The organism is Arthrobacter sp. TE12232, assembly GCF_054062615.1.
The window spans coordinates 2,305,793-2,324,102 of sequence record NZ_JBSSFK010000001.1 but is presented as its reverse complement, the minus strand read 5'-3'; the positions used below and the strand labels follow the sequence as shown (position 1 = coordinate 2,324,102).

General features: G+C 68.9%; 15 protein-coding genes and 1 pseudogene. 7 read left to right on the top strand and 9 right to left on the bottom strand.

Annotation, left to right across the window (positions count from 1 at the left end):
* Nucleotides 1-10 precede the first annotated feature (10 nt).
* From ACVWZ7_RS10290 to ACVWZ7_RS10265, 6 genes and pseudogenes are all read right to left on the bottom strand, one after another.
* A complete protein-coding gene (locus ACVWZ7_RS10290) occupies nucleotides 11-1,219 on the bottom strand; it encodes an LLM class flavin-dependent oxidoreductase (protein ID WP_456507769.1) in 1,209 nt (402 codons plus the stop codon).
* Nucleotides 1,216-2,111 (bottom strand): annotated as a pseudogene (locus ACVWZ7_RS10285) (DUF1684 domain-containing protein). The gene ACVWZ7_RS10290 and the pseudogene ACVWZ7_RS10285 overlap by 4 nt, the downstream one beginning before the upstream one ends.
* Nucleotides 2,095-3,267, bottom strand: coding sequence for an LLM class flavin-dependent oxidoreductase (locus ACVWZ7_RS10280; RefSeq protein WP_456507768.1), 1,173 nt, complete (start codon nucleotides 3,265-3,267; stop codon nucleotides 2,095-2,097). The pseudogene ACVWZ7_RS10285 and the gene ACVWZ7_RS10280 overlap by 17 nt, the downstream one beginning before the upstream one ends.
* Nucleotides 3,264-4,313 (bottom strand): ABC transporter substrate-binding protein, encoded by a 1,050-nt coding sequence (locus ACVWZ7_RS10275; RefSeq protein ID WP_456507767.1) that lies wholly within the window; start codon nucleotides 4,311-4,313, stop codon nucleotides 3,264-3,266. The genes ACVWZ7_RS10280 and ACVWZ7_RS10275 overlap by 4 nt, the downstream gene beginning before the upstream one ends.
* Nucleotides 4,314-4,321: 8 nt before the next feature.
* The gene (locus ACVWZ7_RS10270; protein ID WP_456507766.1) at nucleotides 4,322-5,176 is read right to left on the bottom strand and encodes an amino acid ABC transporter ATP-binding protein; all 855 of its coding nucleotides are present in this window, start codon (nucleotides 5,174-5,176) and stop codon (nucleotides 4,322-4,324) included.
* Entirely contained in the window at nucleotides 5,173-6,291 is a 1,119-nt protein-coding gene (locus ACVWZ7_RS10265) for an ABC transporter permease subunit (protein ID WP_456507765.1), read from the bottom strand. Before ACVWZ7_RS10265 ends, ACVWZ7_RS10270 begins: the two co-directional genes overlap by 4 nt.
* A gap of 243 nt (nucleotides 6,292-6,534) precedes the next feature.
* On the opposite strand from ACVWZ7_RS10265, the gene ACVWZ7_RS10260 reads away from it, so the two are divergent.
* From ACVWZ7_RS10260 to ACVWZ7_RS10250, 3 genes are all read left to right on the top strand, one after another.
* Nucleotides 6,535-8,550 carry an FAD/NAD(P)-binding protein gene (locus ACVWZ7_RS10260; protein ID WP_456507764.1) on the top strand — a complete coding sequence of 672 codons (2,016 nt, stop codon included), beginning with the start codon at nucleotides 6,535-6,537 and terminating at the stop codon, nucleotides 8,548-8,550.
* 125 nt (nucleotides 8,551-8,675) lie between these two features.
* Complete coding sequence (locus ACVWZ7_RS10255; RefSeq protein WP_456509096.1) at nucleotides 8,676-9,134, top strand: GNAT family N-acetyltransferase; 459 nt, start codon at nucleotides 8,676-8,678, stop codon at nucleotides 9,132-9,134.
* Between the two features lie 211 nt (nucleotides 9,135-9,345).
* Nucleotides 9,346-9,945 carry a LacI family DNA-binding transcriptional regulator gene (locus tag ACVWZ7_RS10250; RefSeq protein ID WP_456507763.1) on the top strand — a complete coding sequence of 200 codons (600 nt, stop codon included), beginning with the start codon at nucleotides 9,346-9,348 and terminating at the stop codon, nucleotides 9,943-9,945.
* Nucleotides 9,946-9,965: 20 nt separating this feature from the next.
* On the opposite strand, the gene ACVWZ7_RS10245 is transcribed toward ACVWZ7_RS10250, so the two are convergent.
* Nucleotides 9,966-11,021 (bottom strand): bile acid:sodium symporter family protein, encoded by a 1,056-nt coding sequence (locus ACVWZ7_RS10245; RefSeq protein WP_456507762.1) that lies wholly within the window; start codon nucleotides 11,019-11,021, stop codon nucleotides 9,966-9,968.
* A 231-nt stretch (nucleotides 11,022-11,252) separates the two neighbouring features.
* On the opposite strand from ACVWZ7_RS10245, the gene ACVWZ7_RS10240 reads away from it, so the two are divergent.
* Complete coding sequence (locus tag ACVWZ7_RS10240) at nucleotides 11,253-12,776, top strand: SulP family inorganic anion transporter (protein ID WP_456507761.1); 1,524 nt, start codon at nucleotides 11,253-11,255, stop codon at nucleotides 12,774-12,776.
* Between the two features lie 129 nt (nucleotides 12,777-12,905).
* Here ACVWZ7_RS10240 and ACVWZ7_RS10235 read toward each other — a convergent pair whose 3' ends face one another.
* On the bottom strand, nucleotides 12,906-13,901 hold the full coding sequence (locus tag ACVWZ7_RS10235; protein ID WP_456507760.1) for a LacI family DNA-binding transcriptional regulator: 996 nt from the start codon (nucleotides 13,899-13,901) through the stop codon (nucleotides 12,906-12,908).
* A gap of 107 nt (nucleotides 13,902-14,008) precedes the next feature.
* Here ACVWZ7_RS10235 and ACVWZ7_RS10230 point away from each other — a divergent pair, with 107 nt between their 5' ends.
* Both ACVWZ7_RS10230 and ACVWZ7_RS10225 read left to right on the top strand, forming a co-directional pair.
* Nucleotides 14,009-15,130 (top strand): Gfo/Idh/MocA family oxidoreductase, encoded by a 1,122-nt coding sequence (locus ACVWZ7_RS10230; RefSeq protein ID WP_456507759.1) that lies wholly within the window; start codon nucleotides 14,009-14,011, stop codon nucleotides 15,128-15,130.
* Entirely contained in the window at nucleotides 15,127-15,918 is a 792-nt protein-coding gene (locus tag ACVWZ7_RS10225) for a TIM barrel protein (RefSeq protein ID WP_456507758.1), read from the top strand. Before ACVWZ7_RS10230 ends, ACVWZ7_RS10225 begins: the two co-directional genes overlap by 4 nt.
* Before the next feature lie 117 nt (nucleotides 15,919-16,035).
* On the opposite strand, the gene ACVWZ7_RS10220 is transcribed toward ACVWZ7_RS10225, so the two are convergent.
* Nucleotides 16,036-17,142 (bottom strand): GTP pyrophosphokinase, encoded by a 1,107-nt coding sequence (locus ACVWZ7_RS10220; protein WP_116765412.1) that lies wholly within the window; start codon nucleotides 17,140-17,142, stop codon nucleotides 16,036-16,038.
* 245 nt (nucleotides 17,143-17,387) lie between these two features.
* On the opposite strand from ACVWZ7_RS10220, the gene ACVWZ7_RS10215 reads away from it, so the two are divergent.
* Nucleotides 17,388-18,185: an alpha/beta hydrolase gene (locus ACVWZ7_RS10215; RefSeq protein ID WP_116765413.1), complete on the top strand. Its 798-nt coding sequence runs from the start codon at nucleotides 17,388-17,390 to the stop codon at nucleotides 18,183-18,185.
* Nucleotides 18,186-18,310 lie beyond the last annotated feature (125 nt).

Below are 18,310 nucleotides of genomic sequence, written 5' to 3'. Positions count from 1 at the left end.
GGTGGGCTCCTTAATTTTCGGCGACGGCGGCGGTCGGTGAGGTGCTGCCCGCGGCGCCCGCCGGGGTGCTGGCGGCGGCGTATCGGCTGGCGGGCCGCGCCAGCCCGAGCTGCTCGCGGAAGGTGGCGTCCGGGGTAGTGGGTGCCAGGAGTCCGCGGCGGCGCAGCTCCGGCAGGACCAGGCGCGAGAGTTCCTCAAGGTCTGTGTCCAGCACGGCGGGGTGCAGGCGGACGCCGTCGGCCCACGCCAGCACCTCAGTGAGCAGCTCGGTCAGCTCGGCGGCCGTTCCGACGAACCGCGCCCGCGGGCTCTCCCACGCGGTGTGGCCGTTCAGTGCGGCAAGCCTGTCCGCGGCGGCCTGGCCACGGGAGTCCAGCACGACGTCGAGTTCGGCGATCAGCGCAGGCTCACTCCCGCCGGCGGCGAGGTGCGCCCGCGTCTCCGCGAGCTCGGCGGCCAGGAGCTCGGGCGCCGGGGCCGAGACGAGGAGCGCATCGGCCGCCCCGGCCGCGACGGCCTCCGGGGTGAGGAGCCCGGCTGGGGCCAGCACGGGCAGCTGGCCCTGAAGCGGCCGCGGAATGATCGACGGACCCTTCACGGAATAGTTGCCGTTGTCGACGTCGATGTAGTGCAGCTTGTCGACGTCGAGGTAGCGCCCGGTGGAGACGTCACGGATCACGGCGTCGTCCTCCCAGGAGTCCCAGAGCCGGCGGCTGACCTCGATCGAATCGGCGGCCTCCCGGGAGAGACCCGCCCCGCGCACCGTGTCCCGTCCGACGGCGGCGGCATCGGCCGCGCTCGGCGACGCCGCCACGAGCCAGCCGGCCCGTCCGCCGGAGACGTAGTCCAGGCTGGCCAGCTGGGTGGCGATGTGGAACGGCTCGGTGTAGACAGTGTCCACTTCCGGGATGAGCGCGAGGGACCGCGTCACGGGACCGGCGAACGCGGCACGCTGCAGGGCGTTGAGCCGGGCGGTATTATCCGGGCCGGGCTGCCCTGGCAGGGCGGAGTCGGGCAGGCCGGGGTCGGAAAGCGTCGCGGCGTGGAACCCGGCAGACTCGGCGGCGAGCACGGCGCCGCGGAGGTGGTCCGGGGACAGTACGGCGCCGGGCACCGTGCGGGAAGCCCGCCACGCGGCCGGGTGGCTGCCGGCGCCGTCGAGCTCCAGCAGCAGGAGGCCGCGGCCCCGCGGCTGGTCATTGGGGGGAAGGGTGCTCATGATGCGTCCTGACGTTCATAGGGGATCTGTTCGCCGGCTTCAACCGCCACCGGAAGGCGGTTCTCGGCCGGGGGCAGCGGGCACGTGGCGAGGTCGGTGTAGGCGCACGGCAGGTTCACGGCCCGGTTGAAGTCCAGAGAAACTGTCCCGTCGGGGCCCGGCGCCGGCACGGTGAGCGAGCGGTTGGCAGCGTAGGTGGACTTGCCCGACGTCGCGTCCGTGAACAGCACGGACAGTGTGCCGGGGGCGTGGCCGTTGAAGGCGGTGAGGCTCAGGTCCTCACCATGCAGCCGGAAGCGGATCTCGCCCGGTGCCTCGTAGACGTGGTGGATGCCCTCGACCGCCGCGCCCACTGTAGTGGGGCGAGGTTCGGCGAACGGGACGAATATTCCTTGAACGGAATATTCTGCGTCGGGTGCGTAGGCCGGTGTGCCGCGGTAGCCCGTGAGCAGCGGATTGAGGGGATGACGGGGCCGCACGACATATCGGCCGCCGCGCTTGGCGAGCTCGATCACGGTGTGTCCGGCTCCTGCGTCCTCCACGCGCAGGTTGAGCCCTTCGCGCTCGGAGATCGGGCCGAGGAACACGGTGGCGCCAGTCCCTTCCGGGTCCAGTTCCTGCCCGTCGCGGAGGACGCGTTCGCCTGCCCCCAAGACCAGGCGGACGACGTCGTCCTCGACGCTCCACGTGCCGGGCGCGCCAGGCGGGCGGGCGAGGCGTCGAGCCAGTGCAGATGGGTGACGGCGAGGAAGCCGTGGGGATCGGCGCGGTGGCGTTCGTGCGCGGCGTGCCAGTCAGCCCATGCGGCTTCGAAGCCTCGGTCCGGCGTGTTTCCGGCGTCCGTGGTGCCGGTCCCCGGGGAGCGGTGGCTTGTATCAGTGGGTGTAGACATGCGAGCTCCTGTGGGTGTTGTGGTCGGCTGCGACGCGGGCCGCGGCATCGGGTTCGGCACCTGTTGTGCCGGCGGGGCCGGACTCGGGACGCCCCGCGTAGGGGTCCCCGGAGCCCCAGAGTGTGGTGGGCGCGGCGGCACGCACGACCGGAATGACCTCGAGCGCGAACCGCTCCAGAATCTCCAGCTGCTGGTCGAAGGGCAGCGTGGTGGGCAGGGAGATGGACTGGAGGTCATGGCCGTAGAGCGAGTGGTAGCTGAGGATCTTGTCGATCACCTGCTCCGGGCTGCCCACCAGGGCCGGTCCCTCGGCTACGGCGTGGTCGATGTCGCGGTACGGGGAGTTGTTCCCGGGAACGTTCCGGCCGGTCGTAAGGGCCTCGTAGACCGGGCCGAACTGCCGCTTGGCCTCCTGCGTGGTGTCCGCGATGAACACCCCGCCCGCGCCGGAGCCGGAGCCCAGGTACTGGTGGCGGGGATCGTGGCCGTGGCGTTCGTATTCCTCGCGATAGTGGTCGATCAGCACCTTGTAGTTTTCGCGCGGCTGGATCGCGTTGGCCGTGAACAGCGGGTCGCCCCACTGCGCCGCCAGGGCCGCAGAGGTCAGGCTGGTGGCCGAACCGTGCCACACCCGCGGCGCGCCGGCGAACGGACGGGGCGTCGTCGTGGTGGGCTCGGTCAGGGCTGGCCGGAAGCGGCCGGACCATGTGACATTCTCCTCGGTCCACAGCCGGTGCAACAGGCCATACTTCTCGGCGAGGAGCTCCCACTGATCCGCGAGGTCCAGGCCGAATAAGGGATACTGCAGCACTTCATTGCCCTTGCCGATCACGAGTTCCAGCCGGCCGCGGCTGAGCTGATCGATCGTGGCATAGTCCTCGGCGACCCGTACCGGATCCAGTACGGAGAGCACGGTCACGCCGCTTTGCAGCCGGATCCTGGAAGTGACTGCGGCGATGGCGGCGAGCACCGTGGTGGGGGAGGAGGAGATGAACTCGCCCGCATGTCGTTCGCCGACCGAGAAGCTGTCGTAGCCGAGTTCCTCGGCCCGGCGCGCCGTTTCCACCACCTGGTTGAGCCGGTCCGCGGTGGAGACGATCTCCCCGGTGACGGGGTTTTTCAGGTGCGGGATGATGTCGAGGACCTGGAACCTCACTGTGTTTTCCCTGTCTCTGTTTTCCCTGCGGGGCCCGTCCCGAAGTTTGCCTCGGTGAAGGTCCTGGACTCGGGAAGGGCTTCCTCGGAGAGTCCCCAGCGGTCCAGGACCTTGGCGTAGGAGCCGTCCTTGATCGCGGAGTTCAGTGCGTCCGTGATGGCCGGGGCCAGGCCGTTGCCCTTGAGCGTGGTGGCCGCGACCAGCGTCTCGGACGGCCAGCCGGCGTTGACCTTGCCCACCACCTTGAGGTCGTCGCGGGTGTTTTCCCGGTAGGTGACGGACGGATAGGGCGCCAGGTTCAGATCCGTGCGTCCGGAGGACAGGGCCAGGATGGTGTCGGCATCGGAGGAGTAGTACTGCAGCACCGCCGGGGCCTTGCCCTTGGCCTCCAGCTCCTTGTTCCAGGCGATCAGGATCTTCTCCTGGTTGGTGCCGGAGCCCACGGAGATCTTGAGGCCGGAGATGTCATCGGAACCCTTGATGTTGTAGGTGGAGCTCTTCTTGGCCTCGAAGCCCATGTACGCGGCGCGGTAGCTGGAGAAGTCGAAGAGCTTCACGCGGGCGGCGTTGATGCCCACATTGGAGAACACGGCCTCGAAGTCGCCGGACTGCGTCTTCAGGGGCCAGTTCTCCCAGGAAGTGACCTGCACATCCAGCTCCAGGCCCAGCTTGTCGGCGACCAGTTGGGCCAGGTCCACCTCCACCCCGATCGGGGTCTTGTCGTCGGTGGCGTGGAAGGACAGCGGGATCGCGCCCGCCGTCGTGGCGACGGTGAGCTTGCCGTCCTTGCCGATCAGCGCGGGGACCTCCGCGGCCGCGGCCGCGTCCTTCCCGACCCGGATACGCTGCTGGTCCGGCGAGGTGTTGTAGACGACGCCGTTGCGCGCCGCCGTCGTCGCGGGCTGCCCGCCTGACGCGGCGGAAGCGCCGGGATCGGAGCAGGAGGTCAGGGCCAGCGTGCCGGACAGGGCTCCGAGGAGGACGACGGCGGGAAGCGCCGCGGGCTTTCGACGGCGGACGGTGCGGAGGGCGGGACGGATTGCCATGGGTTTCCTTAGATGTTGAAAGCGGGCTCGATCACCTTGGAGAAGAAACTCCGGGTGCGGTCTTCCTGCGGGTTGGTGAAAATCTGTTCGGGTGTGCCTTGCTCCACGATCTGGCCCTGGTCCATGAACACGACCGTGTCGGCAACGTCGCGGGCGAAGCCCATCTCATGCGTGACGATGATCAGCGTGGTGCCGGAGTTGGCGAGCTCGCGAATGACGTCCAGCACCTCGTTGACCAGTTCCGGGTCCAGCGCCGAGGTGGGCTCGTCGAAGAGCAGGATCTTCGGGTCCAGGGCCAGCGCCCGGGCGATCGCTACGCGCTGCTGCTGGCCGCCGGACAGCTGGCGGGGGTAGGCGCCGGCGCGGTCCTTCAACCCCACCCGGTCCAGCAGTTCCAGCCCCCGTTCGCGGGCCTCGGCTTTGGAGAGCCGGGGTTTGCCGGCACGGGGTGCGACGACGGGCGCCTCGGTGACGTTCTCCAGTGCGGTCAGGTGCGGGAACAGGTTGAAGTTCTGGAACACCATGCCGATTTCGGTGCGCTGCCTGAGGATCTCCTTCTCGCGGAGCTCGTGCAGCTTGCGGCCCCGGACCTCGTAGCCCACCAGGGTGCCGTCGATGGCGATGAACCCGGCGTCGACCTTTTCCAGGTGGTTGATGGTGCGCAGGAGGGTGGACTTGCCGGACCCGGAGGGGCCGACGATTACGGCGACTCCGCCGGGCTCGACCGTCAGCGAGATGCCCTTGAGGACTTCCGTGGCGCCGAAGGACTTGCGGACCTTCGTGATCTCAACGAGGCCCCGAGTGGATTCCCGGGCTGCGGTGGTTTCCAAGGCTCCGGCGGCCGGAAGGACCGAGGTGCTCATCGGGTGCCTCTTTCCTGGGTAGTTTCCCTTGTTGCGGGTGCATGGGTGGCGAGGAACTTGCGGGCCTTCTGCAGCGGGGTCAGGGGCAGTGTGCGGACCGCGCCCTTGGAGTAGTGGCGCTCGATGTAGTACTGGAAGACGCTCAGGACCGAGGTGATGACGATGTACCAGAGCGTGGCCACGAGCAGCAGCGGCAGGACCTGCTGGGTCCGGTTGTAGATGACCTGGACCGTGTAGAAGAGCTCGGAGTAGGCCAGGACGTAGACGATCGAGGTGCCCTTGACCAGGCCGATGACCTCGTTGAATGCGGTGGGCAGGATGGCGCGCATGGCCTGGGGCAGGACGATCCTGGTGGAGCGCCGCCAGGCTGGAATGCCCAGCGCGGCGGCCGCCTCCAACTGGCCCTGGTCCACGGAGAGGATGCCGCCGCGGATGATCTCGGCCGAATAGGCGGCCTGGTTTAGGGTGAGGCCGAGGACGGCCGCGGCGAACTGGCTGATCAGGGTGGTGGTCTGCGCCTCGAAGAAGCGCACGTCCGAGAAGGGGAGCCCTAAGCTGATTTTCTCGTAGAGGTAGCCCAGGTTGTACCAGAGCAGCATCTGCACCAGCAGCGGCGTCGAGCGGAAAATCCAGGAGAACGTCCAGGACACGGAGACCAGCAACGGGGACGCGGAGAGCCGCATCAGAGCCAGGATGAAGCCCAGGATGAAGCCGAGCGCGCCCGAGATCGCGGTCAGCTTGAGGGTCTCCAGCAGGCCGTTCACGATCGACTGCGCGGTGAACCATTGCGCCACCACGCCCCACTCCCAGCGGGGATTCGTGGCCAGGGACCAGGCGATGCCGGCGACGCCGAAGGCGACGACGGCCGTACCGACCCAGCGCCACGGGTGCCGGGCCGCGACCAGCCGGTAGTCGGCGTAATCGGTGGCGGCCTTGCGGGCCGTTGACCCAGTGCCGGGCTGATCGGCGGGTGTCGGGGCGGCGGGTTCCGGGACGTCGTGTTCCAGGACGGCGGGTCCGGAGGATCCGGCGGGTGTGGTGTCGGGTGTGGTTCCGGCACCGGGGGACGCCGGCTCCGGGGCGGACTGCGCCACCGGGGTTGCTGTTGAACTCATGCGCCACCTCGCTTCTTCCAGTTGGTGTGGGGGTTCGGTTGGCTGCCAATCTAGGGCCGCGCGAAAACGGCGGGCAAGGCGCCAAGTTGCATGCGTTCACGCGGGTTCGCACGGCGTCACACGACGAATTATTGCCTCGATTTGCGCCGCGTTACGCGGGGTGAACGGCCGTGACCGGCGCCTCGACCGGCCCCGTTTCGGGTGCCTAGCATGAGGGCTCCGAACCAGACCCAGGAGGCCCTCATGCCAGCGAATTCCCCGTCCGTGGTCCTCATCGGCGGCGGCCCTCGCACGGCCGGGTTGCTGGAACGCCTGGCCGCCAACCGGCAGGAACTCTTCGCCGGCCCGCTTCACGTCCATGTTGTGGAACCCCACACGCCGGGGTCCGGCCGGATCTGGCGCTACGAGCAGGACGCCGGGCTGATGCTCAATTCCACCGCGGCAGACGTCACGATGTTCACGGACGCCTCGGTCCAGTGCGAGGGACCTGCCGTCGATGGTCCGGGACTGGCCGAATGGGCCGCCGGGGTCCTGGACGGCTCGATCGCGGACGTGCCGGAGCTCCCGGAGAGACTCCGGGCCCAGCTCGGTTCCCTCACCGGCGCCACCTTCCCCACCCGGCAGCTGCAGAGCGTCTACCTCGAATGGTTCTTCCGCCGCGCCGTTGCTGCCCTCGGACCGGAGACCACCGTGACGGTGCACCGGGACACGGCGTCCGCCGTCGAACCCTCACAGGGGGGCCCGGAACGGGTCGACCCGGGACAGTTAGACCCGGAGCAGGGCGACCCTGGCGTGGACGGGTACGGCGTCCGGCTGGCCGGCGGCGCGGCGCTGCACGCCGACGTCGTGGTGGCCTCCCTGGGGCACACCGATTCGCTCCCGGACCGCGAGTCTGCCGCCTGGGCCGGCTTTGCCGCCCGGCACGGCGCGTTCCACGCGGCGCCCAGCTACACCACCGACGTCGATTACTCACCGATCGCCCCCGGGCAGGACGTCATTGTCTCCGGCATGGGCCTGGCGTTCGTGGACCTGCTGGTGCTGCTCATGGAGGGCCGCGGCGGCCGCTTCGAGGAACTGCCCGACGGCGGCCTGCGCTACCTGCCCTCCGGTGCCGAGCCGCGGTTGTGGGCCGGATCCCGCCGCGGCGTGCCCTACCACTCCAAAATCACCTCCACCCTGCGCGGTGACGCTGCGGGAGAGCCCAAGTTCTTTACCGCCGGGGCCGTCGAGGCGCTGCTGGAGGCATCCGGCGAGCTGGACTTCCGCGCCCAGCTCTGGCCTTTGATCGCCAAGGACGCCGGCTATGCGTACTACCGCGAGCTATTCACCGGTTACCCCGAGCGGGTCCGGACCGGCTGGGAGGAATTCGCCGAGCGCTTCTCCGCCGCGGACTGGTACAGCCGGGAGCGCCACCGGCTCGTTGTCGAATCCGTCCCCGACGCGGAGCTCAACCTGGACCTTGAGCGGCTGGACCGTCCCTTCGAGGGCCGCGTTTTTGCTGGTCTTGCGGAAGTCCAGGCAGCGGTGGCCGCCCACATCGGCCGCGATCTTGAGCTGCGGACCGGGCCGGACCATTCGGAGACGTTGGCCCTGTTCATCTCCCTGCTCAAGTCCTATATGGACCTTGGCCGGCTGGTTCCGTCCGAGCGGTTGAACGCGCGGTCGCAGCGCGAGGTCCAGGGCTGGTGGCACGGCTTCTTCAGCTTCGTCGATTCCGGGCCACCGCCGCGCAGGCTCCGGGAGATGCTGGCGATCCACCGGGCCGGACTGCTGCAGTTCCTGGGCCCTGGGCTGGAAATCGAGGCCGCAGAGTACTCGGGCCGGTTCGTTGCCACCTCAGCGCAGTCCAGGATCACGGTGTCGGCGGCGGCCCTGATCGAGGCCCGGCTTCCGGAGCCGTCGGTGGTCCGCTCCGCAAATCCGCTGCTGCGCCAGCTGCACACCTCCGGGCTCGGCACCGAACAGCAGCTCCTGACCGCGGACGGCACCCACGCGACGGGCCGTCTGCTGGTGTCCGCCCACAACGAGCTCATCAGCCCGGTCGGGGAGCGGCGCGAGAGGCTGTTCGGCGTCGGGCCCGGCACCTCCGGCTGGGGCGCGGGGGCCTTCGCGCGGCCCAAGAGCAACGCCGCGCCGTTCCGTGAAAACGACGCCCTGGCCCGGCGCATCCTGAACCTGCTGGCCGGTCATACGGGCAACCACGGCAGCAACCGCCACGCGGTGCCGCAGGCCGCCGCGCGCGGAAAGGACCGGCCATGACTCCGTCACCACCGGACCACTCACCCTTGCGCGCCGTGCCTGCGGACAACGCGGATACCCCGCCGACCCCGCCGGAGGAGACTCCGCCGTCGAACAAGTCAGCGCTGACAGTCCTGAACCTGCCCATGAGCGACCCCCGGGTCCGGCCCCTCCTGGACGAACTCGCGCTCGAATACGACACCCGTTACGGCAACCTCTTTGGCAAGGGAGCCGCCGCGGAGGAACTGAACCGTTACCCGGCCGAGGAATTCGCTGCGCCCGGCGGGGCCCTTCTCATTGTGCGCGAGAACGGCGAATCCGTGGCCGGCGGCGCCTTCCGCCGGCACGGCACGAACACGGCAGAATTCAAGCGGATCTGGACGCATTCGGCACATCGGCGCCGCGGACTTGCCCGCTTCGTCCTCGCCGAGCTGGAGGCGTTGGCCGCCCGCCGCGGCTACCGCAGCGTCTACCTGACCACCGGCCCCCGCCAGCCCGAGGCGAAACACCTCTACCTGAACACCGGCTACGAGGCTCAGTTCGACCTCTCCGCCGATCCCGAAACCATCGGGCCGCTCGCATTCACCAAGGACCTCCCCAACTGAAACCCCAAGGTGAACCCCAACGTGGAGTCACTCAGCGCCCGTCCAAGGCCTCGGGATGGACACTAAGTGACTCCGCGTTGCTTGCTCGTGGCGCAGCCTGCCATGGGCCGGGGAGCGTTGCTTCGGGCTAGAGTTCCACATGGGGTCTACCCCTAGGACGAAGCATTCAGGAGCCGCCACGAAACGGCGGAGAAGCAGCCGGGAGTCATCAGTGCGGCATGGATCCAAGCCCACCATCCGAGACGTCGCAGAGACGGCCGGGGTCTCCGTCACCACAGTCTCCTACGTGCTGTCCGGCCGGTCCGGCGGCACCACCCGGATCAGCGAGGCCACCCAGGACCGGGTGCATGCCGCGGTCCGCGAACTTGGCTACGTGGCCAACCGGAGCGCCCGCGGCATGCGGCGGGGCCGGACGGAGCTGGTGGCCGTGGCCGTCGCGGACCTCGAGGACCCCCGGGACCGCGCCCTCGCCACGCTGCTGGCCGCCATCCTGCCGGAGCACGGCTACCAGACGGTCGTCCTGCTGGGCGGGGGCTGGCGGCAGTTCATGCTCGCCGGCGGCGCCGACGGCGTGATCCGCACGGGCGCCTCCGAGACCGCCGAAGACTCCGCAGCCATGGCGGAACTCGCCGCCCGCGGCGTGGCCCAGGTGCTCATCACCGACGACGCCGGCGCCGGCACCCTAGACGCCAACCCGGACGGCATCCCGGATGTTCAGGCGGGATACGACGTCGTGCCCGCGGGAACCGAGAGCCCGGAGGCCCTGGCCGAGCGCGCCGTCACTGCGCTGCTCGGCCGGCTGCGGAGCTAGCAGTACAGCCAGCCCCGACTTCAGGCGTTCAGCGCGGCGGCTTCCGGCGCGGTGGTCTCCTGTGCTGCGGCGTCCCGGACGGGGCGCCGGGCCAGCCACGCGGCCACGATGGCGCCGGAGATGTTGTGCCACAGGGAGAAGACAGCGGACGGCAGCGCGGCCAGGGGGCTAAAGTGCGCCGTGGCGAGGGTGGCGGCGAGGCCGGAGTTCTGCATCCCGACCTCAAAGGCGAGGGCCCTGCGCGCCCGGTCGTCGAGGCGCCCCACCTTGCCGGCCAGGTACCCCAGGCCGAGCCCGAAGCCGTTGTGCAGAACCACAGCTAGGAACACGATGCCTCCCGCGGCGACGATCTTGCTGGCGCTTCCGGCCACCACGATCGCCACGATCAGCGAAACCACGACGGCGGACGCCCACGGCAGTGCCGGCAGAACCTTGGCCACGACCTTCTTGAGGAAGAGGCGGGCCAGCAGCCCTGCGACAACGGGCAGGAGGACGGTCTTGAGGATGTCCTGGACCATGCCGCCGGCGTCGATGCTCAGGTACGAGCCGGCCAGGAACAAGACCAGCAGCGGCGTGACGATCGGGGCAATCAGGGTGGATACGGACGCGACGGCCACGGACAGGGCCACATCGCCCTTGGCGAGGAACGCCATCACATTGGAGGCGGTGCCCGACGGCGCGCAGCCCACCAGGATCAGGCCCACAGCCAGCTCCGGTTCGAGGTGCAGGGCGACGGCGATCAGCCAGCCGGCGCCCGGCATGATGACATAGTGGGCCACGATTCCCAGGGCCACCGCCCAGGGACGCTTGGCCACTGAGGCGAAATCGGGCGGGGTCAGGGTCAGGCCCATGCAGAACATGATGATGCCCAGCAGGAACGGCACACTGGGCGCCAGGGGTTTGAAGGCTCCGGGGAGCAGGAAGCCGGCAACGCCGGCCACCACGACGAGGATGGGGAAGATCGTCACCGCGATGCGCGCGATCTTTGCCTCGGCCGCGAGGGCGGGATTGAGGGGGACGGCGGCGGCGGTGCCCGCGTCCCGGGAGGAATTCTGAGTTTTAGTTGCCTCAAGCATCCAAGCATGGTGCCACCGCCGTCCGCGGACTGGCGACTTCGTGACCACCTGGTGGACAAATATGTCAGATTTATAGCCATTCCGCCCCCGGCGGGGCTACTTGGGTAGGGTTTCATGAGTGGGTGAGCCCAGGACGGCGAACTCCCCACTCCCTCCGGCGCGGCGCGGCGCCCCACAATCATTGAAATCCGAAGGCTGACTGTGCCTTCTTGACCACGAACGGAGCCAGCAATGGCCGTCAAAACTGCCGCAGATGCCCCGGCCTTCACGCCCGAGCAACTGCAATCCGTCCGGGGCGCCTTGAGGTCCCCTCGCCGGCTCAAAACCGAAGTGCTCGGCGGCCTTGTGGTGGCCCTGGCCCTCATCCCGGAGGCGATCGCCTTCTCGATCATCGCCGGAGTGGACCCGCGGATCGGACTCTTCGCCTCCTTCACCATGGCCGTCACCATCTCCTTCGTCGGCGGGCGCCCCGCGATGATCTCGGCGGCCACCGGCGCCGTCGCCCTGGTGATCGCCCCGCTCGTGAAGTCCCACGGGCTGGACTACCTTGTCGCGGCGGTGATCCTGGCCGGCCTTTTCCAGATCATCCTGGGCCTGTCCGGGGTGGCAAGGCTGATGCGCTTCATCCCGCGCTCCGTGATGGTGGGCTTCGTCAACGCCCTGGCGATCCTGATCTTCCTCTCCCAGGTGCCCGAGCTGATCGGCGTCCCGTGGCTGGTCTATCCGCTCACCGCGGCAGGCCTGCTGATCGTCTTCGGCCTGCCCGGGCTGACCAAAGCCGTTCCGGCGCCTCTGGTGGCCATCATTGTCCTGACACTCATCACCGTCCTGGCCGCCGTCGCCGTTCCCACCGTGGGGGACAAGGGTGCGCTTCCGGACTCGCTGCCCTCCCTGTCCCTTCCCGGTGTGCCGGTCACGTTCGAAACGCTGCAGGTGATTTTCCCCTTCGCGCTGGCCATGGCCTTCGTGGGGCTGCTCGAATCCCTCATGACGGCGAAGCTCGTGGACGACATCACCGACACCCGCTCGCCCAAAACCCGCGAGGCCTGGGGCCAGGGCGTGGCCAACATTGTCACCGGCTTCTTTGGCGGCATGGGCGGCTGCGCGATGATCGGCCAGACCATGATCAACGTCAAGGCCTCCGGCGCCCGCACCCGGATCTCCACCTTCCTGGCCGGCGTCTTCCTGCTCATCCTCGTGGTGGCTCTCGGCGGCATCGTGTCGCTGATCCCGATGGCCGCGCTCGTGGCCGTCATGATCTTCGTTTCCGTTGCCACTTTCGACTGGCACAGCATCAGGCCCTCCACGCTCAAGGCGCTGCCCAAGAGCGAAACGCTCGTCATGGTCGCCACTGTCGCCGTCACCGTGGCCACGCACAACCTGGCGATCGGCGTCGGCGTCGGCGTCCTGGTCGCCATGGTCCTGTTTGCCCGGCGGGTGGCGCACTTCGTCACCGTGGAGCGGTCCCTGGCGGAGGGCGATGGCGGCCAACTCGCCACCTACAAGGTGGACGGCGAACTGTTCTTCGCCTCCTCGAACGACCTCTACACCCAGTTCGAGTACGCCCTGGACCCTGACCGCGTGGTTATCGACATGCGCGACTCCCATCTCTGGGATGCCTCCACGATCGCCGCACTGGATGCCATTACCGAGAAGTACCGCCAGCACGGCAAGAGCGTCGAAGTGGTGGGCCTCAACGACGCCAGCCTGGCGATGCGCGAGCGGCTCGCCGGAAAGCTCGGCGCCGGGCACTAGCAGGCCGGCAGTGGCGGCTTGCTGGCGTCGGAGTTTCCCCGCCTTCGGAAGTTCCTGCCGGCGTGTTGCGCCGAACCGCCGGCGATTGGCGGCGTCGTGCCTCTAAGGGTGGGGAGATTCGGCGGCGGGTCAGCTTGGGCGCGCCGGTCCGGTGGTGTTGCGGACCACCAGATGCGGTGTCCTGACCAGGTGAGCCGGGGCGTCGGCTCCTGCCAGCCGCTCGACTGCCCTGTCCACGGCGGCAGTGGCGAGGAGGGGCGCGTCCTGGCTGACAGAAGTCAGTTGCACGTAGCTGAGCCGGGCAAACTGGCTGTCGTCATAGCCGACCACTGATACGTCCGCCGGCACGCGCAGCCCTGCGGTCCGGAGGCCCTCGATCACCCCGAGGGCCGACCTGTCATTGAAGGCGATCACGGCGGACGGGGGGTTGCCCCGGAGCGATGCACAGGCCCTGAGTCCGTCTTCCTCGGTGAGGCCGCCCGGAACCACGAAAGGCTCCAGCCCCCGGCGGAGCATTTCGGTGCGAAAGGCATCCCGGCGCTGGTCGGCCGAGACTGCCGCCTCGCCGTCGACATGGACAATTCTTCGATGACCCAAGGCGGCGAGGTGTTCAACGGCCAGCCGGATGCCGGCGTGGTTGTCGCTGCTGACGGAGTCCACTTGGTCTCCGACGTCGTCGCGCAGGAGGCTCACCACCGGTGCCCGGCGTGCAAACCCGGCGAGCTCCTGGCTGCCCAGCGTCGGGGAGATGAGGATCAGCGCCTCGCATCCCATATCCAGGAGAGCCTCCGCCGCACGCGTTTCCGGCCGGCCGCTGGCGACGGCGCTCAAGGCGATTTCGTAGCCCCGTTCCGCGGCGCCGGCATAGGCGGCGTCGACGATCTCGGCGTGGAACGGCTCTGACGTGAAGAAGCTCAACCCGAGAAGCCTGGTCCGCGCGCTGCGCAACAGCCGGGCCCGGCTGTCCGGCCGGTAGCCGAGTTCCCGGGCCGCTTCGAGCACCTTCTTCCGGGTGGACTCGGCCGCGCCCGGGGCGCCGCGCATCACGATGGACACCAGGGCACGTGAGACGCCGGCGGCCTCGGCGACGTCCATGAGCGTGGGGCGGCGCTGCTGTTCGGTCATTCTTGCTCCTTGCTTTCAACCAGTCTATAGAACGTTCTAGACATTCACCGGCAGCAGGTACATCATGGTTCTACTAGAACGATCTACAACCCAGGCTAGGAGTTTTCATGAGCTATCTGCAGCACCCGGTCAGCGACGACCGGCCCGTCCGCGTCGGACTCATCGGCGCCGGCTGGATTGGCAAGTTCCACGCAGAGTCCGTGGCGCACCGGATTCCGGGTGCCCGTCTGGAGGCCATTGCCGATCCCGCCCTCCCCGCGGTCGAAGCCCTCGCTGGCCGGCTGGGAGTGCGCAAAATCAGCACGGACCCGGCAGACGTGATGAATGATCCGGACATTGACGCGGTCCTCATCGCGGCGCCGGCCCGGTTCCATTCGGACCTGATTGCTGCTGCGGCCCGGGCCGGGAAGGACGTGTTCTGCGAGAAGCCGGGTGGCCGGATTATTGAGGAGTTGGACGGTGCCCTTGATGCAGCCGATGCTGCCGGCGTCATTGTTCAGTTCGGCTTCAACCGGCGCTATGCAAACGACTTCGCCGCGGCACGGAATCTGATCGACGACGGCGCCGTGGGAGTCCCCCAGCTGCTCCGGTCGCTGACGCGGGATCCGGGCACCGTGGCAGGCCTTGCCGCCCCCGAGCGGATTGCGCCGGGAACCATCTTCCTGGAAACCCTGATCCACGATTTCGACACCCTGAACTGGCTGAACCCGGGCGCCGTGCCGGTCCGGGTCCACGCGGTCGCCGACGCGCTGGTCGCCCCTGAGCGGAAAGCAGGCGGACTGCTGGACACGGCGGTGGTGACGGTGACGTACAGCAACGGTGCCATCGCGGTGGCCGAGGCCAATTTCAACGCCCTGTACGGCTACGACGTGCGCGGCGAAGTCTTTGGCTCGGCGGGCATGGTTACTGCCGGCGGGCCCCAGGCGTCCAGCGCGACGAGCTACACCGCGGCCGGCATCGCCTCCTCCACCGTGCGGCTGAACGTGGATCTTTTCCATGATGCCTACACTGCGGAGCTGGCCCACTTCGTCGACGCCGTCAAGGCGCGCCGCGGGAACCAGGCGGCCCCCGGAACCCCGGGCCCCGGCGGCACCGACGCCCGCAACGCCCTGGCCGTGGCACTCGCGGCGATCCGCTCGAACGAGACCGGGCTTCCCGTGGAGGTTTCCTCGATCGCCGAACTGCGGGCCGCCGAGCCCGCGCTCCACGCCGTAGGGCAGGGAGAATGAGCTTCCGCCTGGCCGTTTGCGCCGAGATGGTCTATGGCGAGCTGGACCTCATCGAGAGGGTGCGGCGGATCCACGGTCAAGGCTTCGAGGTGGAACTCTGGGATACGCGCGGGCGGGACATTTCCGCCCTCGCCGCGACTGGTGCACGCTTCTCCTCGATGAGCGGCTACTTCGGCGGCAGCCTGATCGACCCCGAAAGCGCCGACGAGGTGGTGGCTTCGGCCGAAAAGCTGATTCCCACCGCGCTGGAACTCGGAGTCGAGCGGATGGTGGTCCACCCGGCCGAGCTCGGGGAAGGCGGCCGCGCCGTCCGGCCAACGTACCGGTCCACGGGCCAAATGTGGCTGACCGGCCTCCGGACCCTCGAACGCCTGGCAGTCCTGGGCGAGAAGCACGGTGTGACGTTTGCGCTCGAGAACCTCAACACCATCCTGGACCACCCCGGCATCCCGCTGGCCCGGGCCAAGGACACCCTCACCCTGGTCTCGGCGGTCGACCATCCCCACGTGAAGATGATGCTGGATCTGTACCATGCCCAGATCGGGGAAGGGAACCTGATCGAACTCGTCAGGGCTGCGCTGCCGTGGACGGGGGAGATCCAGGTGGCCGACGTCCCGGGCCGGTTCGAACCCGGCACCGGGGAAATCAACTACCGCGCTGTTGCGGCGGCGCTGAGGGAAGCCGGCTACTCCGGCGTCATCGGCCTTGAAGCCGGCGCCGTCGGCGGGCAAGGACTGGCTGCAGGCGATGCCGCCCTGGCCGCGTTCCGGGCGGCGTTCGAGGGCTGAGCGCGGCCTGAGCGCGGCCTGATTGCGTGCACCGGGCCGCCCCTGGGTAATGCCGCTGTGTAACGCCGCCGCACCCACCCTGCGCGAGGCCGCCACTACCCCTGCGCGAGGCCGCCACTACCCCTGCGTGAGCCGGTAGCGTTCGATCTGCTTGAGCCGCCGCAGCAGGCTGTCGCGCCGGGGGTGGGGGACGGCGTCGGCCGGCTCGGCGGTGAGCTCGATGTGTTCGGTGCCGTACTGCCACAGCAGCAGGTCATCGAGCAGCCGGTCCGGGCCGGGGGAGTAGCGGTGGTCCAGGGCCTGGCGGACCTCGGTGATCCGGTTGGCGCTGAGAAGACCGGCGAGCTGCATGGTCTGGTTGAGCCCGTGGGCTGCCATGAGTTCCGCAGCCCAGCCCCAGTCGTCGTCGACCTTCCGGTCCACGTGCGGCAGCAGAGTCCGCCAGACGTCGCGGATCCGGTTGGGCGTCAGCGGTGCGGCACCCTCGCCCTCCACATCCCAGTAACTGCGGACCTCCTCATAGCGCTCGTGCAGGTCCGAAAAGGCGCTTTCCACGGTCTCCAGCATGGCTGCCGTGGCGGTGAACTGGCGGTCGAAGTGCGGGGTCCAGGCCCGGGGGTCCTCGGCCTTGAAGCGAATGTCGTGCTCGATCTCGCTCCAGGCGTGGGCGAACACCGTGCGGATCTGGCATTCGAAGAAGTAGCTGCCGTTCGGCGGGACATCCGGGTTGAAGACCTGCTGGTAGTCCTTGACCGCCTCGTTTTGGATGGTCCGCAGGATCAGGTGCCGGCTGGAGTAGCCGTAGGTGCCGGACTCGATCGAACCGATGTCCTTTTCGCGGTCTCCGCGGCAGTCGAAGAGCTGGCGCTGGCGCTTAATGAGGTTGGCCGCCACCGCGTTTTCCGCCGGCAGCTTGGTGATCACGCGGATGCCCACCATGTCGTTCAGGGTCCGGAAGGGGTCCGGGAACTTCAGCACCAGCGGCCCGCCCGGCTCCAGCGGTTTTTCCGTGCGGGAAATCTTCTCGCGGAAGGATTCGACGGTCTTAGTGCGGCCGGTGACGAACAGCGGCATGACCTCGGTGTCCTTGAACATGGTCCGCAGAGTGAGCAGGACCTCCCGGGTAACCAGTTTCAGCGCAGGCCGGACCCGCTCGTACAATTCCACGTTTTCCTGCACGGAATCGCGCAGGCTCGGGTCCAAACGCTCCCAGTTGCTCGCCATGCGTCCAGCTTACGGCGCACCCCCGACGCCGGGCGGCAGGCACTCCCGCGGCCGGGTCGCAGCCACCCCCGACGCCGGCGCCTCCGCGCGGCATGCAGGAGCCCGACCTGCGCGGGGCCGCGCGGCGTCCACTGTAGGCTCAGCACATGGCTGATGTGCGGCGGCGGACTTGGATCGCGGCCGCAGCGACGGTGACGCTGGGGGCAGTCTCCGCCGCCTGTTCACCGGGCCCCAAGGAGGACGCTGTGAAGAGGCAGAAGTATCACTATGGCGAGGACCCCAGCCAGTGGGGCGAGCTTTTCCTCCCGGACGTGGCCGCGCCCAAGGGCGTGGTGGTGGTGATCCATGGCGGCTACTGGCGTTCGCAGTATGGTGCGGAACTCGGCGAACCCCTGGCCAAGGACCTCGCCACGCACGGCATGGCCGCCTGGAACCTGGAGTACCGGCGGGCCGGCAACGGCGGAGGCTGGCCCAACACCTTTGCCGACGTCCTGGCCGGAATCGACAAGCTCGGCGAGCTCGCGGACGAGCACGGGCTCGGCCTGGACCGGGTGGTGGCCCTGGGACACTCGGCCGGCGGCCACCTTGCAGTCTGGGCGGCGGGACGCAGCCGGCTCTCCGGACTCGGCGCCCCGGACGCGGACCGTCAGCTGGCGCGCAGGGCCGACGACGGCGGCGCGGTGCACCTGACCGGCGTCGTGAGCCAGTCAGGGGTGCTGAACCTGGCGGCCGCCGAGCGGCTCAACCTCAGCAACGGCGCGGTCAGCAATTTCCTCGGCGGCTCGTCGGAGAAATACCCCAAACGGCATAAATACGCGGACCCCATGAGTGCGGTGCCGTTGAGCGTGCCGATCTATGCCGTCCACGGCACTGAAGACGACACTGTGCCGTTCAGCCAGTCCGAGACCTACGCCGGAGCGGCCAAGGCAGCCGGTGCGCCGGTGCAGCTGCTCAAGGTGCCAGGCGACCACTTCGCGCTCATTGATCCCAAGGCGCCCGCCTACCGGAAGTGCCGCGAACTGGTGCAGCAGATGCTGGCCTGACATCCGGGCTGCGAGGCCGGGTGGTGGATTTGTGCGGGCGGCGGCTCAGGCCGGCCGCCGCCCCCAGGGGGCCGAAAGCGCATAGACTGGAGCCCAGGTGCGCCGGGAAGTCTGGTCGGCATAGT